This window comes from Pseudomonas sp. 9.3L, assembly GCF_058536285.1.
Map to the genome: position 1 here is coordinate 4,256,432 of NZ_JBZUBK010000001.1, position 16,997 is coordinate 4,273,428.

Genomic DNA, 16,997 nt, shown 5'->3' on the forward strand with positions numbered 1-16,997 from the left:
ATCTCGGGGCTGCCCAGCACGTCCCAATCCACCCGGAGGACACCATGTCGAAGTCGGTTCAACTCATCAAAGATCATGACGTTAAGTGGATTGATCTGCGCTTTACTGATACCAAAGGCAAGCAGCAGCACGTCACCATGCCCGCGCGTGATGCCCTTGATGACGACTTCTTCGAAGTCGGCAAGATGTTCGATGGTTCGTCCATCTCTGGCTGGAAAGGCATCGAAGCCTCTGACATGATCCTGCTGCCAGACGACGAAACTGCTGTGCTGGACCCGTTCACCGAAGAGCCAACCCTGATTCTGGTGTGCGACATCATCGAACCTTCCACCATGCAAGGTTACGATCGCGACCCACGCGCCATTGCTCATCGCGCCGAGGAATACCTCAAGTCCACCGGCATTGGTGACACCGTGTTCGTAGGCCCTGAGCCAGAATTTTTCATCTTCGACGAAGTGAAGTTCAAGTCTGATATCTCGGGCTCCATGTTCAAGATCTTCTCCGAACAAGCCTCTTGGATGACCGATCAAGACGTCGATGGGGGCAACAAGGGTCACCGTCCTGGTGTTAAAGGTGGCTACTTCCCCTTGCCACCAGTCGATCACGACCACGAAATCCGTACCGCCATGTGTAACGCACTGGAAGAGATGGGCCTGACGGTTGAAGTTCATCACCACGAAGTGGCGACTGCCGGCCAGAACGAAATCGGCGTCAAGTTCAACACCCTGGTGAAGAAGGCCGACGAAACCCAAACCCTGAAGTACGTCGTGCACAACGTCGCTGACGCCTATGGCCGTACCGCAACCTTCATGCCCAAGCCCCTGTACGGCGACAACGGCTCGGGTATGCACGTGCATATGTCCATCTCCAAAGATGGCAAGAACACGTTCGCAGGTGAAGGCTATGCCGGCCTGTCCGACACTGCCCTGTTCTTCATCGGCGGTATCATCAAGCACGGTAAGGCCCTGAACGGCTTCACCAACCCATCGACCAACTCTTACAAGCGTTTGGTGCCTGGCTTCGAAGCACCTGTGATGCTGGCCTACTCTGCCCGCAACCGTTCTGCTTCTATCCGCATTCCTTACGTCAACAGCCCCAAAGGCCGTCGTATCGAAGCGCGCTTCCCTGACCCGGCTGCCAACCCCTACCTGGCATTCGCTGCCTTGCTGATGGCTGGCCTGGACGGCATCCAGAACAAAATCCACCCTGGCGATGCGGCCGACAAGAACCTGTATGACCTGCCGCCTGAAGAGGCCAAGGAAATCCCGCAGGTGTGTGGCAGCTTGAAAGAAGCCCTTGAAGAGCTGGACAAGGGCCGCGCCTTCCTGACCAAGGGTGGCGTGTTCTCCGATGACTTCATCGATGCTTACATCGAGCTGAAATCCGAAGAAGAAATCAAGGTTCGCACCTTCGTACACCCACTTGAGTACGACCTGTACTACAGCGTCTAATCAGGCAGCGGTACACAGAGGCCTCCTTTGGGAGGCCTTTTTCATGGGCGCTGCAAACGGCCCCGCCGCTCCTGGCCCAACGGCGTCGAAAGAAACCTGCAGTTTCAAAACAGCGCACCTGTAGCACGCACCCTGCTAGCCCTCTCCCGCAATTACTGGCATAACAAGGCGCCATCCTCAACGCGGATCCTGCCATGCCGATGTTTTCTGCACGCTGCCTCCTGCTCGTAGCCGGGCTTGCCACCACGAACAGTTGGGCTGATGCACCGGCACCTGCTGCCCTTGCGCCCTTGCTGAGCAATATAGAGCAGCGGCTGAACATCGCAGACCAAGTAGCGCTCAGCAAATGGGACACCAAAAAGGCCGTGGAGGATCGGGCGCGCGAACGCGAGGTGATTGCCAGTGCGGTATTGCTGGCCCCGGAGTACAGGCTTGAACCCGCCTTGGTGGAGCAGTTCTTCGCTGCCCAGATCGAAGCCAACAAACTGGTCCAGTACGCTTACCTGGCGCAGTGGCGCGGGGCTGGCGAGGCACCTGACACCCCGCGCCCCGACCTCATAAAGACCATCCGGCCACAGCTTGATGCCTTGCAGCAGACGTTGCTGGAACAATTGGCAGCCTTTGGGCCGTACCGCAACGACGCCGCCTGCCCCCAGTGGGTGGCCCAAGGCTTGACAGGCAATGACCGTGACGACCTCCACCGCCTTGCCTTGACACGCGCTACGGGTGAGCTGTGCATGCCGGGGCATTAACCCGTGATCGCCAAGGCCGTCTGATCTATGCTAATCGGGCCGACGCTGCGTCCGGCCCCCATTAGCGTCTATCGAGTAGTTGTCATGCGTCGTGCCATCGCCCTGTTGTTGCCACTGTTGTGTACCCCCGCGTTCGGGGAGATTTACAAATATACGGATGCCAACGGCAACACGGTGTATTCAGAGCACGCGCCTGCAGGCAAGCCGGCCCAGGAGATGAAGCTCCCCCCGCTCAACAGCGTGCAGATACCTAAAAGCAAGCCATCCAGTGCCCCAGAGCCGCCCGCAATAGTTACTGCGCCGCCCCAGAACACTGTGGCGAACTACGCCACCCTAGAGCTTTCCGGTATACCGTCCGATGGGGCAATTCGCGCCAATAACGGCACCTTTGATGTGGGGGTTAACCTTCAGCCGCGCCTGGCACCGGGGCATGTGTTGCAGTTGATCCTGGACGGGGTCGCGTATGGCACGCCCAGCAATGTGCCTCGCCTGCAACTGGTCAACGTGGACCGTGGCCAGCATAGCCTTGCGGTCCAGGTGCTCACAGGTGCAGAGGTGGTGCAAACCAGCCCTCCCACCACAATCTACGTGTTGAGAGTAAGCGCCCCATGAACACCTGGGTGCTGCTAGCGCTAATGGCGTTGAGCGGCGTGTGCCACGCTCAGGTGTATACCTACCTCGATGCCCAGGGCAACCCTGTGTACACCGATAAACCGCGCAAAGGCGCAGTGCCGGTCAAGGTGCCCGAAGGCAACCGTATGAGTGTGCACCCCCTCAGGCCTGCGCCTCCTTCAAGCACTACTCCTGCCCCCCGCAACACACCTAAGGCAAACCCCCGAGTGGCCCACTATGAAATGCTCCGGGTGTTGGTACCCCTGCCCGATGGCACGGTCAGTAATGCCGGTGGAGAGGTGATCGTTACCCTGACCAGCGAACCAGGCTTGGCTGAAGGGGACCGCTACCGGGTACTGCTCGACAACGCGCCCGTAGGCGAGCCGGGGCCTAGCCCGGTTATTGCCCTGCATGGCGTGGACCGAGGCACCCATCAACTCGCTGCTGAGATCGTAGACAGCCAAGGCGTGGTCATTGAGCGAACGCCCCCGCAACCTCTCCATGTGCAACGTACCTCGCTGGCTCAAAAGCGGCGCATCCACCCTTGTGAGAAGGATGACTATGGCGTTCGCCCAGAATGCCCGCTGAGCAGCAAGCCTGATGAAGACGACTGACAATCAGCGCGCCAGGGTTGCACCTTTATGGTGCTCGCCCTATAACGTTTGCTATTACGTGGGCTGAATTGGCGCAAAGCCTACCCATACAAACGCTTAATTAGCGCATCAAGCGGTTTATTCTGCCTATTCACGCTTCTTTTCGGCGCTTGGTTTGGATTTTGCATTTTGCATGCATCAGCGAGGCGCAGGCATAACCTGCCTCGCACCGAGACCGCGCCCTTGGGTCGCGATGTGCCAAGAGAGGTCAAGGATACGCATGACCATCAGTGATGCGCTGCACCGACTGTTACTCGATAACCTCACGACCGCCACTATTCTTCTCAACGCCGAACTGCGCCTGGAATACATGAACCCTGCGGCCGAGATGCTACTGGCGATCAGTGGCCAGCGCAGCCATGGGCAGTTCATCAGTGAGCTGTTCACTGAATCGGCTGAAGCGCTTAACTCACTGCGCCAGGCGGTCGAGCAGGCTCACCCGTTCACCAAGCGCGAAGCCATGTTAACGGCACTTACCGGCCAGACGATCACCGTTGATTACGCGGTAACCCCGATCCTCAACCAAGGTGAAACCTTGTTGTTGCTGGAAGTCCATCCACGGGACCGCTTGTTGCGAATCACCAAGGAAGAAGCGCAGCTCTCAAAGCAGGAAACCACCAAAATGCTGGTGCGCGGGCTGGCACACGAGATTAAAAACCCGCTGGGGGGCATTCGGGGCGCTGCTCAGTTGCTGGCTCGCCAGCTACCGGAAGACAGCTTGCGCGACTACACCAACGTGATCATCGAAGAGGCTGACCGCCTGCGTAACCTGGTGGACCGCATGCTGGGCTCCAACAAACTGCCTTCATTGGCGATGACCAATATTCACGAGGTGGTGGAACGGGTGTGCAGCCTGGTGGATGCCGAAAGCCAGGGGGGCATCACCCTAGTGCGCGACTATGACCCTAGCATCCCGGATGTACTCATCGACCGTGAACAGATGATCCAGGCCGTGCTGAACATTGTGCGCAACGCCATGCAGGCTATCCGGGGTGAAACAGCCCCTCATCAAGGCCGTATCACGTTACGCACCCGTACTATGCGCCAGTTCACCATTGGGCATACCCGTCACCGGCTGGTTGCGAAAATGGACATCATGGACAACGGCCCCGGAATACCCCCCGAACTACAAGAAACGATTTTCTATCCCATGGTCAGTGGGCGCCCGGACGGTACCGGGCTTGGCCTGGCGATTACCCAGACCATCATCAGCCAGCATCAAGGGCTGATCGAATGTGACAGCCACCCTGGCCACACCACCTTTTCGATCTTCCTGCCGCTGGAACAAGGAGCTGCTTCGTCATGAGCCGTAGTGAAACTGTCTGGATCGTCGATGACGACCGCTCAATCCGCTGGGTCTTGGAAAAAGCCCTCCAACAGGAAGGCATGACGACCCAAAGCTTCGACAGTGCCGAAGGCGTCATGAGCCGCCTTGCCCGCCAGCAACCGGATGTAATCATTTCGGATATCCGAATGCCAGGCACAAGCGGCCTGGACCTGCTAGCCCGCATCCGCGAAGAGCACCCCCGCCTGCCGGTCATCATCATGACGGCTCATTCAGACCTGGACAGCGCCGTGGCGTCTTACCAGGGAGGGGCGTTCGAATACCTGCCCAAGCCCTTCGATGTGGACGAAGCAGTCTCGTTGGTCAAGCGCGCCAATCAACACGCCCAGGAACAGCAAGGGTTGGACACCCCGCCGGTGCTGGCACGCACACCAGAAATCATCGGGGAAGCTCCTGCCATGCAGGAGGTATTCCGCGCCATCGGCCGGCTGAGCCACTCCAACATCACCGTTTTGATCAACGGCGAGTCGGGCACTGGTAAGGAGTTGGTCGCGCATGCGCTGCACCGCCACAGCCCGCGCGCCGTAGCACCCTTCATCGCGCTGAACATGGCAGCGATCCCCAAGGACCTGATGGAGTCCGAACTCTTTGGCCATGAGAAGGGCGCGTTTACCGGTGCTGCCAATCTGCGCCGAGGGCGTTTCGAGCAGGCTGATGGGGGGACGCTGTTTCTGGACGAGATCGGTGACATGCCCGCGGACACTCAAACCCGACTGCTGCGTGTACTGGCCGACGGTGAGTTTTACCGGGTAGGGGGCCATACCCCGGTGAAGGTGGATGTGCGAATCATCGCAGCTACCCATCAAAACCTGGAAAACCTGGTGCATGCGGGCAAGTTCAGGGAAGACTTGTTTCACCGCTTGAACGTGATCCGTATTCACATTCCTCGCCTGTCGGACCGTCGCGAAGACATTCCAACCCTGGCCCGGCACTTCCTCGCGCGTGCGGCTCAGGAATTGTCGGTAGAGCCCAAGCTGCTCAAGGTAGAAACCGAGAGCTACCTTAAGAACCTGCCTTGGCCAGGGAACGTGCGCCAGCTGGAAAACACGTGCCGCTGGATAACCGTGATGGCGTCGGGCCGTGAGGTTCACGTGTCCGACTTGCCGCCGGAGTTGCTTAGCCTGCCCCAGGATGCCGCCCCGGTGACCAATTGGGAACACGCCTTGCGGCAATGGGCTGATCAGGCACTGGCGCGAGGCCAATCCAACCTGCTAGACAGCGCTGTGCCGAGTTTTGAGCGGATCATGATCGAAACAGCGCTCAAGCACACCGCAGGCCGCCGCCGGGATGCGGCTGTGTTGTTGGGCTGGGGGCGCAACACCCTCACGCGAAAAATCAAAGAGTTGGGCATGAAGGTCGCTGGCGGCGAAGAGGACGACAACGACGACGCTTAACCCATGCCTTATCAGCCCGTTTCGGCAACTGGCGTTACCGCCTACGGGCTATTTGCGCTGCACCCTTTGCCTGCATCACCGGGCCTATATGCACTGCATTAATGCGTAGCCACCTGTAAGCAGGCGATCAAGATCAGGTCGCGTTTGCAACGAATGAATCTAAATAAATAAAAATATATATTTTTCAATAGCTTATAAGAACTAACAGCGGCCGAAAGAAAACTGGCACGCTGCCTGCAATACCTTTTACAAGAACGGTTTCGGGAGCCTTGGTACAGGCAGGCCAGGGCTTCCCTCTTTACACCTTGGGGCATGTGATACACGCCCCTCCCCTTTTGGGGCTTCGGTTCAGGCAGGCCGGGGCTTCCTCTTTACACCGGGCAAGGCTCCACGCCAGCGCCCACCCTTCTTCGGGAACCTTGGTACAGGCAGGCCGGGGCTTCCCTTTTTTATTCGTCGCGGAGGCTCACACGGAGCCTCCAGCGCCCCGCGTCCTCCTTCCCTACCCAGTGCGCCTGTAATTGCCGGGCAGCTACGATGTTCAGCAGCAAACCCCGGTCGGTATGGCGCAATGTCCACTTGGCTTGACGCCCACCCAGTTCCAATTGCCCTTGAAGTGGCGGACCGCTCGCATCGAACAGAATGGCGACCGTGCCCTCGATGATCTCACCGTGCACTTGCGGCGCGTGGTCGAACCATAGGTTCATTTCGCCATCTGGCAACAACTCCACGCGATCGAACGCACTGCGACCGGGGTCTAGCACCTTGCCGATCATCATGCCAATCAGCAGACCAAAGATGGCCAGCGCCCCTAGAAATCTTGGCCACAGCGAAGCACGTGGCGGCAGCACTTCAGCGTTAGAATGCTGCCCGTCGTTCGTATCGGAGCCGCGCATGTTTCACGTCATCCTGTTTCAACCAGAAATACCGCCCAACACGGGCAACGTTATCAGGCTTTGCGCCAACAGCGGCTGCGATCTTCATTTGATCGAGCCATTGGGGTTTGAGCTTGATGATAAGCGCCTGCGCCGCGCGGGGCTCGACTACCACGAGTACGCGCCGCTCAAGCGCCATGCAGATTTGCAAAGCTGTCTTGAAAGCCTGGGCAACCCACGGGTGTTTGCGTTCACCACCAAAGGCTCCCAGCCCTTCCACGACGTGGCGTTTCAGCCGGGCGATGCCTTTGTGTTCGGCCCTGAAAGCCGTGGCTTGCCTGCGGAGCTGTTAAGCACCTTTGCTGCCGATCGCCGCTTGCGCCTGCCCATGCGCCCTGACAGCCGCAGCCTGAACCTGTCCAACACAGTCGCCATCGCCGTCTACGAGGCCTGGAGGCAACAAGGGTTTGCCGAAGGGTAGCGCCTGCCACAGTAAACAGAAAACGCCCCGAAGGGCGTTTTTGGTACAACCCGGCAAGGCTTAGGCTTGCGGGGTTTCACCAGCGTCCTGCATGCGCTGCAGCTCTTGCGCATACAGGGCATCGAAGTTGACCGGGGCCAGCATCAAGGCAGGGAACGAACCACGGGTAACCAGGTTGTCCAGGGTTTCACGTGCATACGGGAACAGGATGTTGGGGCAGAACGCACCAAGCGTGTGGCTCATGGCGCCTGCATCCAGGCCCTTGATCATGAAAATACCAGCCTGTTGCACTTCGGCGATGAAGGCCACTTCCTCAACGTTCTTCACGGTAACGGATAAGGTGAGCACCACTTCGTGGAAGTCGCCGTCGAGTTGCTTCTGGCGAGTGTTGAGGTCCAGCGAAACACTTGGCTCCCACTGCTGACGGAAAATAGCAGGGCTTTTCGGTGCCTCGAAGGAGAGGTCGCGAACATAAATACGCTGCAACGAGAACTGGGGGCCTTCGGCTTCTTCGTTGGCCGCGCCGTTGGAAACTTGGTCAGTCATGACAGATCCTTCTTGTAGCGTTGGATATGATTGTTTTCAGCGCAACAGGGGGTCTAGCTTGCCTGCTCGCTCAAGGGCATGAAGCTCGTCGCAACCGCCCACATGGAGGTTATCGATCCAAATTTGAGGAACGGACGTCCGCCCGGCTTTCTTGGTCATTTCAGACCGCAGTTGGGGCTGCCCATCAACCCGAATTTCTTCGAAAGCCACGCCTTTTTTGGCCAGCAGTGCCTTCGCACGGCTGCAATACGGGCACCAGTCACTGGAGTACACGATGACGCGGGGCATATCACTTCACCAGAGGCAGGTTATCGGAACGCCAGCTAGAGATACCGCCCCCCAGCTTGGCAGCGGTGTAGCCGCTTTTGAGCAGGTCTCTGCACAGGTTACCCGAATGCTGGCCCATTGCATCGACGATAATCAGGGTCTTGCCTTTGTGTTTTTCCAGCTCGGCCATACGCGCCTGGAGCTTATCCTGAGGAATGTTCAGGGAATCCACGATATGGCCGGCGGCGAAATCTTTCTTGGCGCGGATGTCGATTACCACAGCCTTGTCAGCGTTCACCAACGCGGTGAGTTCGCGAGGGCTGATGCTGCGGCCACCACGGCTGCTTTCGAGCACCAGCAACAGAATGAGGAGAATGACAAAAAGACCGACAAGCAGGTAGTGATTGGTTGCGAATTCCAGCAAGTGAGCGACCATCGACAACTTCCAGAGCGTGAAAAATGGCGGCCAGTATACACAGCGGCTGACTGGGGCCAAAGCCCACCCGGCGCCTGTTTCATGGAACCGGGCCAGCCCCGGACGGTCTGCAGCACACGCTTTGGTGCGCCATCGGGGCAGAATTACCCTAAGATAGCCCCCTTCTTCTCTTTCAATTGCGAGTGGGAACCATGACAGCCACGCCGAAACCCCTGGTTCTGATTATCCTGGACGGATTTGGGCACAGTGACAGCCACGAATATAACGCTGTCTATGCCGCTAAAAAGCCAAATCTCGACCTGCTGATGCAGACCCACGCCAATGGGCTGATCTCGGGCTCCGGCATGGACGTAGGCCTGCCCGACGGCCAGATGGGCAACTCGGAAGTGGGGCACATGAACCTGGGCGCCGGCCGGGTGGTGTATCAGGACTTCACTCGCGTGACCAAAGCTATCCGTGATGGCGAGTTCTTCGAAAACCCCACTATTTGCACTGCGGTCGACAAAGCAGTCAGCGCCGGCAAGGCCGTACACGTGATGGGCCTATTGTCAGATGGCGGCGTACACAGCCACCAAGACCACCTGGTGGCGATGGTGGAGCTTGCTGCTCGCCGGGGCGCTGAGCGTCTTTACCTGCATGCCTTCCTCGACGGCCGCGATACCCCACCGAAGAGCGCGCAGGGCTCCCTCGACCTGCTGGAGAGCACCTTCAGCCGTTTAGGCAAGGGCCGTTTCGCCAGCCTGATTGGCCGTTACTTCGCCATGGACCGGGACAACCGCTGGGACCGCGTGAGCGCAGCGTACAACCTGATCGTAGACGGCACCGCTGAATACCATGCCGCCAGTGCCCGCGAAGGCCTTGAAGCCGCTTACACCCGCGGCGAGAGCGACGAATTCGTAAAAGCCACCACCGTAGGCGAACCCGTAAGGGTCGAAGATGGCGACGCAGTTATCTTCATGAACTTCCGGGCCGACCGTGCGCGTGAATTGTCTCGGGTCTTCGTTGAAGACAACTTTGCCGATTTCGCACGGGCACGTCAGCCCAAACTGGCAGGCTATGTGGGCCTTACCCAGTATTCAGCCAAGATCCCAGCGCCTGCTGCCTTTGCGGCCAGCAGCCTTGAAAACGTATTGGGCGAGTACCTGGCCAAGAATGGCAAGACCCAACTGCGCATCGCCGAGACTGAAAAGTACGCACACGTGACGTTCTTCTTCTCAGGTGGCCGCGAGGAGCCGTTCGAAGGCGAAGAGCGCATTCTCATCCCTTCGCCCAAGGTGGCTACCTACGACCTGCAACCCGAGATGAGCGCGCCCGAAGTCACTGAAAAGATTGTCGATGCCATTGAGCATCAGCGCTATGACGTGATCGTGGTGAACTACGCAAATGGCGACATGGTGGGCCATAGCGGCATCATGTCGGCCGCTATCAAGGCGGTAGAGTGCCTGGACACCTGCGTAGGCCGTATTGCGGCAGCCTTGGAAAAGGTAGGCGGTGAAGCCCTGATTACTGCCGACCACGGCAACGTCGAACAGATGGAGGACGTGTCTACCGGCCAGGCGCACACCGCGCACACTACCGAACCGGTGCCCTTCATTTATGTAGGCAAGCGCGGGTTCAAGGTGCGGGAAGGCGGCGTGCTGGCAGACGTGGCGCCTACCATGCTGATGTTGCTAGGCATGGACAAGCCTGCCGAGATGACTGGCCAATCCATCCTCGTAAGCGCCTGACCCTGGTTGAAAGGGCGCACACGCGCCCTTTTGATTGCCGACCCTGCCGGGCATACTAGGCCCTACTTTCCTTTCGGTAACGATCGCCCAATGCTTCGCGCCCTCGCCTTTCTTGCCCTTACGGCCCTGACGCTTCCGGTCATGGCCGATGATCGCGTCCAGACCCAGCAGCAGATCGAAGCCACACGGCAAGATATCGCCGAGCTGAAAAAAGTACTCACGCAGCTGCAACAGGAGCGCGCTGATGTACAAAAGGATCTGCGCGGTACTGAAACCGAAATGGGCAAGCTCGAAAAGCAGGTAGACGCCCTGCAGCAGCAACTCAAGAACACCGAAAGCGAGCTTCACCGCCTCGAAACAGAGAAAAAAAAACTCCAGAGTTCGCGCACTGAACAGCAACAGCTGATCGGCATACAGGCACGCGCCGCGTACCAGAGCGGCCGTCAGGAATATCTCAAGCTGTTATTGAACCAGCAAAATCCGGAGCAGTTTGCTCGCACCTTGACCTATTACGATTACCTCAGTCAGGCCCGGTTAGCCCAACTCAAAGCATTCAATGACACCCTCAGCCAACTGGCGGGGGTCGAGAAAGATATCCAGATGCAACAGGCTCAGCTTCTGGTACAGCAAAGCACGTTGAGCGAGCAGCGCGATGCGCTGGGGCAGGTTCGCAAGGAGCGTCAGGCGGCCCTTGCCAAGTTGAACGGGGACTTCAAGGCACGCGACCAGAAGTTGCAGCAGCGCCAGCAAGACCAGGCCGACCTGCAGAAGGTATTGGCCGCCATTGAGGAAACCCTGGCCAGGCAGGCACGTGAGGCTGAGGAAGCCCGGCGCAAGGCGCTGCTGGCTCAGCAGGAAGAAGAGCGTCGCCAGCGAGAAGCAGCCGTGGCGCGCGATACGACGCCTCCGCCTGCTCGCAAGCCGACAGCACCAGACGTACGGGTAAGTACAGGCCAAACCTATGGAGGCGCATTCGCCTCTGCTCGTGGCAAACTTCCATGGCCGGTCGACGGTCGACTGTTAGCGCGCTTCGGTGAATCCCGTGGCGATGAGCGTACCCGCTGGGACGGGGTAATGATCAGCGCTTCAGCCGGTAGCGCGGTACACGCGGTACACGGCGGCCGGGTGGTGTTTGCCGACTGGCTACGCGGTGCGGGCCTGTTGGTGATTCTCGATCACGGAGATGGCTACCTGAGCTTGTACGGGCATAATCAATCGCTGCTCAAGAATGCCGGAGATGTAGTCAAAGCTGGTGAAACGATCTCTACGGTCGGCACCAGTGGTGGGCAGGACACACCGGCGTTGTATTTCGCCATTCGCCAGCAAGGTCGGGCTACCGACCCTGCACAATGGTGCCGAGGCTAACCCGGCGCCAGTCAAACAGGATCAGGAGTTCGTTCGACATGCTGCATTCGTCCCGCCTTTCCATGCTGGCCCTCGCCTTGATGATGGCTGCGCCTTTGGCGAACGCCGCCGAGCCTACACCTGCCAAGCCAGCCGCGCCTATTGCGGCCGCAGCGCCGGCCAGGGCTCCCCTACCTTTGGATGAGTTACGTACCTTTGCCGAGGTAATGGACCGGATCAAGGCCGCCTACGTAGAGCCGGTAGATGACAAGACCTTACTCGAAAATGCCATCAAGGGAATGCTGAGCAACCTTGACCCCCACTCGGCGTACTTGGGGCCAGAAGACTTTGCCGAGTTGCAGGAAAGCACCAGCGGTGAATTCGGTGGCCTGGGCATCGAAGTCGGCGCAGACGATAGCTTCATCAAGGTGGTGTCCCCCATCGACGACACCCCCGCAAGCCGGGCAGGCATCGAAGCTGGCGACTTGATCGTGAAGATCAATGGCCAGCCTACCCGGGGCCAAACCATGACCGAGGCGGTCGATAAGATGCGTGGCAAAGTGGGTGAGAAGATCACCCTGACGCTGGTGCGCGATGGCGGCAACCCCTTTGACGTCACGCTGGCCAGGGCGATCATTCAGGTCAAAAGCGTCAAAGCGCAGTTGCTGGATGATGGTTATGGCTACCTTCGTATCACCCAGTTCCAGGTGAAAACCGGCGAAGAAGTAGGTAGCGCACTGGCCAAGCTGCGCAAGGACAACGGCAAAAAGCTCAACGGGCTTATTCTTGACCTGCGTAACAACCCTGGGGGCGTGTTGCAGGCTGCGGTAGAAGTGGCAGATCACTTCCTGACCCACGGCTTGATCGTCTACACCAAAGGCCGTATCGCGAACTCGGAGCTGCGCTTCAATGCCGACCCCGCCGACGCGAGCGAAGGCGTGCCCCTTGTTGTGCTGATCAACGGCGGCAGCGCTTCAGCCTCGGAAATCGTGGCCGGTGCCTTGCAGGACCAGAAGCGCGGCGTGCTGATGGGCACGGACAGCTTTGGCAAGGGCTCAGTACAAACCGTACTACCGCTCAATAACGACCGTGCGCTCAAGCTCACCACCGCACTGTACTTCACCCCCAACGGGCGCTCGATCCAGGCCCAAGGCATCATTCCTGACGTTGAAGTACGGCGCGCTAAGATCACCCGCGAGCAAGATGCCGAAACCTTCAAGGAAGCCGACCTGCAGGGCCATTTGGGCAATGGGAACGGCGGCAAGGATCGCCCTACGGGCTCCAGTGCCGAGCGCAAGGCCCGCCCACAGGACGATGACTTCCAATTGAGCCAAGCGTTGAGCCTGCTCAAGGGGTTGAAGGTCACTCGCGGTAACTGATTCATGCGTGCGTGGTTACTGGCCTGCCTGCTTGCCCTGCCGTTCGGGGGGCAGGCACTGGCGGCGGGAAGTGCGCCTGCTTACCTGAGCCTGATTATCGATGACCTGGGGCAAAGCCCTGCGCGGGACAGCCAGGCGCTGGCGCTACCTGGCCCGGTCACACTGGCGATCATGCCCGATACGCCCCATGCGGCGGAATTCGCACGACATGCCCATCATGCTGGCAAAACCGTCATTGTCCACATGCCCATGGCTCCGGCCGGCGGCCCATTCGCCTGGCAACCCAACCTGACTGACGATCAGCTGCGTCAGCGCCTGGACGCAGCCTTCAAGGCCGTGCCGTTTGCGGCAGGGCTGAACAACCACGAAGGCAGCCGCATGACGGCTGAAGTCGCCACCATGGCACTGCTTGCCCATGAACTGCAACAGCGCAGGGTGTTCCTGGTAGACAGCCGCACCAGCGCCGCAACTCAAGCCGCTGCTCAGGCCCAGGCGATTGGATTGGCAAGCGTATCGCGTGACGTGTTCCTGGACGATGAACGTACACCCCAGGCCATTGCCACGCAGCTGAACAAAGCGGTGGCCCTAGCCCACAAACAGGGCTCAGCCGTCGTGATTGGCCACCCCTACCCCGAAACCCTCGCGCTACTGGAACAGGCACTGCCGGGACTGAAGGCACGGGGCGTGGAGATGATCAGCCTGCGCCAAATGATCGCCCAACGCAGCAACCAGCCCATGAAAGCGCACACCCCTTTGTAGGAGTGAACGCAGCCAAAGGCGGAGTTCGCGAACCGGGCATCGCTTCTGTACCAGCCGTTAGCGAATGCAAATCCCTTGGGCCGCCATGAAGCCCTTCGCTTCTGGCACGGTGTACTCGCCGAAGTGGAAGATGCTCGCCGCCAATACCGCGCTGGCGTGGCCCTGGATGATCCCGTCCGCCAGGTGCTGCAGGTTGCCCACGCCCCCGGATGCGATCACCGGAATGCCCAGCGCATCGCTGATGGCACGCGTCACGCCCAGGTCAAAGCCGCTCTTCATGCCGTCTTGGTCCATGCTGGTGAGCAGGATCTCGCCCGCCCCTAGCCCTTCCATTTTCTTGGCCCACTCTACTGCATCCAGGCCAGTTGGCTTGCGGCCACCATGGGTGAAAATCTCCCAACGGGGCACCTCACCCGGCCCAGAGACTTTTTTCGCATCAATGGCGACCACAACGCACTGAGAACCAAAACGCGAGGCGGCTTCACCCACGAACTCAGGGTTGAACACGGCAGCGGTGTTGATAGAGACCTTGTCCGCCCCTGCGTTGAGCAGGTTGCGAATATCCTGCACGGTGCGCACCCCGCCGCCCACGGTAAGGGGAATGAACACCTGGCTAGCCATGCGCTCTACGGTGTGGAGCGTGGTATCACGCCCATCGACACTGGCGGTGATATCAAGAAAGGTGATCTCGTCGGCACCCTGCTCGTCGTAGCGGCGAGCGATTTCCACCGGGTCGCCAGCATCACGGATGTTTTCGAACTTCACACCTTTCACCACCCGGCCGTTGTCCACATCCAGGCAAGGGATAATGCGTTTTGCTAGGGCCATGGGTGGGCCTCCTTGGTCACGGGCAAGCTCGGCTGCTACAGGGCGCGGGTGCCGGTGTAGTTGTCGCAGAACGTCTGCGCTTCGTTTACGTCCAGCGTGCCTTCGTAAATTGCACGGCCGGTAATGGCGCCTACGATGCCGGGCGCTCGAGCATCAAGCAGCGCCTTGATGTCTTTCAGGTCATGGATACCGCCTGAGGCGATCACAGGAATGCGAGTAGCCTCGGCCAAGGCAGCCGTGAAAGGTACGTTGCAGCCCTGCATCATCCCGTCTTTGGCGATGTCGGTGTAAACGATTGCCGCCACGCCATCCGCCTCGAAACGCTTGGCCAGGTCAATGACTTGCAGGGTGCTGACCTCGGCCCAACCGTCGGTGGCTACATAGCCGTCCTTGGCGTCAAGGCCCACGATCACCTTGCCCGGAAACGCCTTACAGGCTTCGGTCACGAATTCTGGTTGCTTCACCGCCTTGGTGCCGATGATCACGTAGCTGACCCCGGCCCTTACATAATGCTCGATGGTCTCCAGGGAGCGGATGCCGCCGCCGATCTGAATTGGCAAGCCTGGGTAACGGCGTGCAATGGCAGTGACCACTTCACCGTTCACCGGCTCGCCTTCGAAGGCACCGTTGAGGTCTACCAGGTGCAGCCGACGGCAACCGCCCTCGACCCACTTGGCGGCCATGCTCACCGGGTCATCGGAGAACACCGTGGAATCTTCCATACGGCCTTGGCGCAGCCGTACACAGGCGCCGTCTTTGAGATCGATAGCAGGGATGATCAACATACGCGTTACGAATTCCTTAGGCATGAGCTCAAGCGACAGGCCACCGTACCGCAAACGTTCGAAGGCGAAGCGCTTGTGGCACGGCGGCGTGGTCCGTTACCAGCGGCCATCCCAGGCAACGAAGTTCTGCAACAATTGCAGGCCGTGGGTATGGCTTTTTTCGGGGTGGAACTGCACGGCAAAGCGCGAGCCTTCGGCCAGGGCGGCAGCGAAGTCTTTGCCATAATGGCCACGGCCTACCACCTGGGCAGGCTTGCCAGCCTCAATGTAATAGCTGTGCACGAAGTAGAACCGGGCAAGGTCTGGAATGCTGTGCCACAGCGGGTGATCTACTGGCATGCTGACTTCGTTCCAACCCATGTGGGGCACTTTCAAGTGCTCATCACCCTCATGAAGGTCTTTGCCGAAGAAGCGCACCTGCCCAGGGAACAGGCCAATGCAATCCACGCCGTGGTTTTCTTCGCTGCGCTCCATCAGGGCCTGCATGCCCACGCAAATCCCCAGGAAGGGCCGGTCTCGGCTCACCTCTTGGACCAGCGTATCGAAACCGAGCCTGCGGATTTCTGCCATGCAGTCGCGGATTGCCCCTACGCCCGGAAACACGATGCGGTCCGCTTCGCGGATCACAGCGGCGTCGCTGGTTACCATGACCTTGCCAGCGCCCACATGCTCCAGGGCCTTGGCCACGGAGTGAAGGTTACCCATGCCGTAATCGATCACCGCTACCGTTTGCATCAGAGCACGCCCTTGGTGGAAGGCATCTGCCCGGCCATGCGGTCGTCCATTTCCACAGCCATGCGTAGCGCACGGCCGAAGGCCTTGAACACGGTTTCGATCTGGTGGTGGGTGTTCACCCCGCGCAGGTTATCAATGTGCAACGTGACCTGAGCATGGTTGACGAAGCCTTGGAAGAACTCCTGGAAGAGGTCTACATCGAAGCCGCCGACCACGGCCCGAGTATAGGGCACGTGCATCTGCAAGCCAGGCCGGCCAGAGAAGTCGATCACGACCCTAGACAGGGCTTCGTCCAGCGGTACGTAGGCATGGCCATAACGGCGGATACCTTTTTTATCGCCAACGGCACGGGCAAATGCCTGCCCTAAGGTAATGCCGACGTCTTCGACGGTATGGTGGTCGTCGATGGCCAGGTCGCCCTTGCAGTCGATATCCAGGTCGATCAGCCCGTGGCGGGCGATCTGGTCGAGCATGTGCTCAAGGAAAGGCACACCGATATCGAACCGGGCCTTACCCGTACCATCGAGGTTGATCGAGGCTTTGATCTGGGTTTCCAGGGTGTTGCGCTCGACGAACACCTTACGCTCGGCCATCACCAACTCCGCACTCATTCATTCAACGAAAAAGG

19 protein-coding genes are annotated in these 16,997 nt (G+C 59.3%); 11 read left to right on the top strand and 8 right to left on the bottom strand.

Translation table 11 applies throughout. From position 1 onward, the window contains the following. Nucleotides 1-44 precede the first annotated feature (44 nt). From glnA to ntrC, 6 genes are all read left to right on the top strand, one after another. Nucleotides 45-1,451: a glutamate--ammonia ligase gene (gene glnA, locus AC4LE2_RS19705; protein WP_491827652.1), complete on the top strand. Its 1,407-nt coding sequence runs from the start codon at nucleotides 45-47 to the stop codon at nucleotides 1,449-1,451. Between the two features lie 200 nt (nucleotides 1,452-1,651). Then, nucleotides 1,652-2,203: a chorismate mutase gene (locus AC4LE2_RS19710; protein ID WP_491828189.1), complete on the top strand. Its 552-nt coding sequence runs from the start codon at nucleotides 1,652-1,654 to the stop codon at nucleotides 2,201-2,203. 84 nt (nucleotides 2,204-2,287) lie between these two features. Next, nucleotides 2,288-2,815 carry a DUF4124 domain-containing protein gene (locus tag AC4LE2_RS19715; protein WP_491827654.1) on the top strand — a complete coding sequence of 176 codons (528 nt, stop codon included), beginning with the start codon at nucleotides 2,288-2,290 and terminating at the stop codon, nucleotides 2,813-2,815. Beyond that, the gene (locus AC4LE2_RS19720; protein ID WP_491827656.1) at nucleotides 2,812-3,429 is read left to right on the top strand and encodes a DUF4124 domain-containing protein; all 618 of its coding nucleotides are present in this window, start codon (nucleotides 2,812-2,814) and stop codon (nucleotides 3,427-3,429) included. Before AC4LE2_RS19715 ends, AC4LE2_RS19720 begins: the two co-directional genes overlap by 4 nt. 259 nt (nucleotides 3,430-3,688) lie before the next feature. Beyond that, the gene (gene glnL / locus AC4LE2_RS19725; protein WP_491827658.1) at nucleotides 3,689-4,774 is read left to right on the top strand and encodes a nitrogen regulation protein NR(II); all 1,086 of its coding nucleotides are present in this window, start codon (nucleotides 3,689-3,691) and stop codon (nucleotides 4,772-4,774) included. Then, nucleotides 4,771-6,207, top strand: coding sequence for a nitrogen regulation protein NR(I) (gene ntrC / locus AC4LE2_RS19730; RefSeq protein WP_491827659.1), 1,437 nt, complete (start codon nucleotides 4,771-4,773; stop codon nucleotides 6,205-6,207). Before glnL ends, ntrC begins: the two co-directional genes overlap by 4 nt. Before the next feature lie 449 nt (nucleotides 6,208-6,656). Here ntrC and AC4LE2_RS19735 read toward each other — a convergent pair whose 3' ends face one another. Further along, on the bottom strand, nucleotides 6,657-7,103 hold the full coding sequence (locus AC4LE2_RS19735; RefSeq protein ID WP_491827661.1) for a hypothetical protein: 447 nt from the start codon (nucleotides 7,101-7,103) through the stop codon (nucleotides 6,657-6,659). On the opposite strand from AC4LE2_RS19735, the gene trmL reads away from it, so the two are divergent. Beyond that, nucleotides 7,102-7,563, top strand: coding sequence for a tRNA (uridine(34)/cytosine(34)/5-carboxymethylaminomethyluridine(34)-2'-O)-methyltransferase TrmL (trmL, locus tag AC4LE2_RS19740; RefSeq protein WP_491827663.1), 462 nt, complete (start codon nucleotides 7,102-7,104; stop codon nucleotides 7,561-7,563). The two genes, AC4LE2_RS19735 and trmL, sit on opposite strands and share 2 nt — an antisense overlap. 60 nt (nucleotides 7,564-7,623) lie before the next feature. Here the strand turns inward: trmL and secB are convergent, their stop codons facing one another. From secB to AC4LE2_RS19755, 3 genes are read right to left on the bottom strand one after another with little or no spacing between them, the layout of a single operon-like run. Then, on the bottom strand, nucleotides 7,624-8,109 hold the full coding sequence (secB, locus tag AC4LE2_RS19745; protein WP_491827665.1) for a protein-export chaperone SecB: 486 nt from the start codon (nucleotides 8,107-8,109) through the stop codon (nucleotides 7,624-7,626). A gap of 36 nt (nucleotides 8,110-8,145) precedes the next feature. Continuing rightward, a complete protein-coding gene (grxC, locus tag AC4LE2_RS19750) occupies nucleotides 8,146-8,397 on the bottom strand; it encodes a glutaredoxin 3 (RefSeq protein WP_491827667.1) in 252 nt (83 codons plus the stop codon). A 1-nt stretch (nucleotide 8,398) separates the two neighbouring features. Then, nucleotides 8,399-8,812, bottom strand: coding sequence for a rhodanese-like domain-containing protein (locus AC4LE2_RS19755; protein ID WP_491827669.1), 414 nt, complete (start codon nucleotides 8,810-8,812; stop codon nucleotides 8,399-8,401). 191 nt (nucleotides 8,813-9,003) lie between these two features. On the opposite strand from AC4LE2_RS19755, the gene gpmI reads away from it, so the two are divergent. The 4 genes from gpmI to AC4LE2_RS19775 all read left to right on the top strand — a co-directional run bounded on the left by gpmI (nucleotide 9,004) and on the right by AC4LE2_RS19775 (nucleotide 14,021). After that, a complete protein-coding gene (gene gpmI / locus AC4LE2_RS19760; protein ID WP_491827671.1) occupies nucleotides 9,004-10,539 on the top strand; it encodes a 2,3-bisphosphoglycerate-independent phosphoglycerate mutase in 1,536 nt (511 codons plus the stop codon). Nucleotides 10,540-10,629: 90 nt separating this feature from the next. Next, the gene (locus AC4LE2_RS19765; RefSeq protein WP_491827673.1) at nucleotides 10,630-11,904 is read left to right on the top strand and encodes a murein hydrolase activator EnvC family protein; all 1,275 of its coding nucleotides are present in this window, start codon (nucleotides 10,630-10,632) and stop codon (nucleotides 11,902-11,904) included. A 38-nt stretch (nucleotides 11,905-11,942) separates the two neighbouring features. Beyond that, the gene (locus AC4LE2_RS19770; RefSeq protein WP_491827674.1) at nucleotides 11,943-13,262 is read left to right on the top strand and encodes a S41 family peptidase; all 1,320 of its coding nucleotides are present in this window, start codon (nucleotides 11,943-11,945) and stop codon (nucleotides 13,260-13,262) included. A gap of 3 nt (nucleotides 13,263-13,265) precedes the next feature. Then, entirely contained in the window at nucleotides 13,266-14,021 is a 756-nt protein-coding gene (locus AC4LE2_RS19775) for a divergent polysaccharide deacetylase family protein (protein ID WP_491827676.1), read from the top strand. A 57-nt stretch (nucleotides 14,022-14,078) separates the two neighbouring features. Here AC4LE2_RS19775 and hisF read toward each other — a convergent pair whose 3' ends face one another. The 4 genes from hisF to hisB form a co-directional block, all read right to left on the bottom strand. Further along, nucleotides 14,079-14,849, bottom strand: a complete 771-nt coding sequence (hisF, locus tag AC4LE2_RS19780; protein WP_491827678.1) for an imidazole glycerol phosphate synthase subunit HisF — start codon at nucleotides 14,847-14,849, stop codon at nucleotides 14,079-14,081. A 35-nt stretch (nucleotides 14,850-14,884) separates the two neighbouring features. Further along, nucleotides 14,885-15,634, bottom strand: coding sequence for a 1-(5-phosphoribosyl)-5-[(5-phosphoribosylamino)methylideneamino]imidazole-4-carboxamide isomerase (hisA, locus tag AC4LE2_RS19785; RefSeq protein WP_491827680.1), 750 nt, complete (start codon nucleotides 15,632-15,634; stop codon nucleotides 14,885-14,887). A 96-nt stretch (nucleotides 15,635-15,730) separates the two neighbouring features. Next, nucleotides 15,731-16,369 carry an imidazole glycerol phosphate synthase subunit HisH gene (hisH, locus tag AC4LE2_RS19790; protein ID WP_491827682.1) on the bottom strand — a complete coding sequence of 213 codons (639 nt, stop codon included), beginning with the start codon at nucleotides 16,367-16,369 and terminating at the stop codon, nucleotides 15,731-15,733. Next, nucleotides 16,369-16,962: an imidazoleglycerol-phosphate dehydratase HisB gene (gene hisB, locus AC4LE2_RS19795; RefSeq protein WP_491827683.1), complete on the bottom strand. Its 594-nt coding sequence runs from the start codon at nucleotides 16,960-16,962 to the stop codon at nucleotides 16,369-16,371. The genes hisH and hisB overlap by 1 nt, the downstream gene beginning before the upstream one ends. Nucleotides 16,963-16,997: the final 35 nt, after the last annotated feature.